The sequence below is a fragment of the Subtercola boreus genome (assembly GCF_003399625.1).
In the GTDB taxonomy this organism is placed as follows: domain Bacteria; phylum Actinomycetota; class Actinomycetes; order Actinomycetales; family Microbacteriaceae; genus Subtercola; species Subtercola boreus_C.
The window spans coordinates 1-2,359 of record NZ_NBXA01000068.1 but is presented as its reverse complement, the minus strand read 5'-3'; the positions used below and the strand labels follow the sequence as shown (position 1 = coordinate 2,359).

Annotated in this window: 2 protein-coding genes; both read right to left on the bottom strand. The window is 67.2% G+C overall.

Annotated elements, in window-relative coordinates:
- Positions 1–63: 63 nt before the first annotated feature.
- Positions 64–903, bottom strand: coding sequence for an IS21-like element helper ATPase IstB (gene istB, locus B7R21_RS19210; protein WP_116284860.1), 840 nt, complete (start codon positions 901–903; stop codon positions 64–66).
- Complete coding sequence (locus B7R21_RS19205) at positions 900–2,207, bottom strand: IS21/IS408/IS1162 family transposase (protein WP_437184199.1); 1,308 nt, start codon at positions 2,205–2,207, stop codon at positions 900–902. Before B7R21_RS19205 ends, istB begins: the two co-directional genes overlap by 4 nt.
- Positions 2,208–2,359: the final 152 nt, after the last annotated feature.

Below are 2,359 nucleotides of genomic sequence, written 5' to 3'. Positions count from 1 at the left end.
TGACGGCGCTCAGCGAATTTCCCCAGTCCTGCTCGTTGAAACTCCCCAGGTCGCGGGGTTAGGTTAGCGCAGGTTTGTGCCGGTGGTGATGCGGCGTAGTTCGTCGGATGCTGCGGTGTGGTTGCGGAGCCGGTAGGAGGCTCCGTCGAGGGTGACGACGACGGAGCGGTGCGGGAGTCGGTCGAGCATCGCGGCGGCGACGGTGGTGTCGCCGAGGATCTCGCCCCAGGCGCCGACGGGCCGGTTCGTGGTGATCACGATCGACGTTTTCAGGTAGCGCTGGTTGATGACCTGGAACAGCGCTGACGCGGCCTCGGCGGGCAGCGGCAGGTAGCCCAGTTCGTCGATCACGAGCAGCGTCGGGCCGGCGAAGAACCGCATCATCGTGCCCCACTTGCCCTCGATCGCGGCGCGGTGGCAGCGGGCGGCGAGGTCGGCGGCGGAGGTGAAGTAGGTGCGGTAACCGGCCTGCACTGCCGCGTGTCCCAGGCCGGTGGCGAGGTGTGTTTTCCCGACGCCGGGCGGGCCGATGAGGAGCACGTTGGTTGCGGTTTCGAGGTAGCGGCAGGTGCCCAGCTCGGCGAGCAGTGACCGGTCGATGCCGGAGGCGGCGTCGAGGTCGAAGTCGTCGAGGGTTGCGCCGGTGGGGAGGTTGGCGAACCGGAACCGGCCGGCCAGGCGGCGGGCGTCGGTGGCGGTGACCTCGACGGCGAGCAGGTGCTCGAGTGTCTGGGTAAGCGACCAGCCCTCGGCCTGCGCCTGGTCGAGGACGCGCGGCAACGCCTCGGCTGCGTCGGCGAGCTTCAGTTCGGCTAGGTGGCCTTTCAGCTGCTGGTAGATGCTCGCCGACGTCGCTGCGGTCATCGTGGTCGAGGCGGTCTGGGGTGTCGTCGGTGTTGTCATTGGAGGGTGTTCCTGTTCTTCGCGGCCTGCTCGTAGGCGGCCAGGTTGATCACGGTTGTGGTGGGGGCTGGGGTGCCGGCAAGTTCTGCGGCGGCGGTGCGGGCGCCGGTCCCCGGCGGGATGCGTTCCTTCTTCCGGTGAGGGCGCCCGGGAGGCGCCGACGCCAAGGCGATCGCTTCGAGTGCGGTGACGTGTCCGCTGTCGCGGATCGTCACCCCGAGCCCAGGCTCGGCGATCTGGTGTCGGGCGAGCACGATGCCGGAGATCGTGGCGATGTCGATTGTCGCCGCGCCGAGCCGTTGATAGACAACAACCTTCGTCGCGGCCAGCTCGGGCGGGACGGAGTAGCGGTTGCCGCGCCAGTCGATCAGCGCCTGCCTTGTCGCAGTGCGCTCTTCCGTCACGACGACGGGGAACAACGTCGGGGGCAGCGGGGCGAGGCGTTCCGCGGCGAACATGACCGCCGCGGTCGTGGACCCATCCCGACCCTCACGGCGCCGCCCGTCCTGGCTGGAGGCGAAAGTGGTGAGGCTGTGCTGCGCCTGCTCGGGTGTGAGCTCATCGGCCAAGTTTCGCCACCACCGCTGCGCCGCGGTGTGGTTGTTCTTCTCCACCACCCCTTTTCGGTTCCCGGAGCGGGGCCGGCATGCAACCACGCTGACGGCATGATGTTTGGAGAACGCGGCAAACATCGGCGTTAGATCACTCGTCCCGGCCTTCAGGACCGTGCTCATCCGGTCGAACCGCCAGGTCTTCGTCACACCGCCCAGCAGGCCCAGCAGCACCGTCATCGCGGCCAGCAGGTGCGGCTGGTCCATCGATGGTGAGATCACCGCCCGCCAAACACCGGAGTGCGCCAGCGACCCCACGAGGACGTAGGCGCGTTTCGTGGGAAACACCCACCCGATCGGCGCGTCGGGCAACTCGACCCAGTCGAACTGGGTCTCTTCCCCGGGCGAGTGCTCGATGATCGCGTTCGGTCGTTTCGTCACATGCGCGCAGGCCGTGCATGTCGGCCGCAACCCGCGATCCCGAACCTGGCGAGTCAGCGTCGGGTAGGAGCCGGTAAAGCCCAGCGGTCGTAACTCGTCGAGCAGTGTCACCGCCCAGAGGTGGGGATCTTCGGTAAGCCTCGCCGTGACATAGGCGATGAACTTGTCGAACAAGTCCGGAGTGGCACGTTTGCGTTGCCCCGGGGCGGCCTGTCGGGCCAGATAAGCCCGGATCGTTTTGCGGTCGTGGTCGGTGCGGCGGGCGATCTCACTGATCGTCATCCCTTGTCGTTTGAGCGCGTGGATGTCCACGTCGTCCTCCTCTGAAAGCATAGGAACAGGGCCTTTCTCGAGCTGGTGTGTGGTCGAAGACCATCAGCATCGAGGGAGGCCCGCTTCTATGCGCGGAAGCGACCCGGGGTGGGGAATTTCAGTGAGCAGAACTGGGGAATTTCAGTGAGCGC

Bases quoted from the DNA above. Each gene is read 5' to 3' on its own strand.
- istB (WP_116284860.1), bottom strand. From the start codon at position 903: ATGACAACACCGACGACACCCCAGACCGCCTCGACCACGATGACCGCA.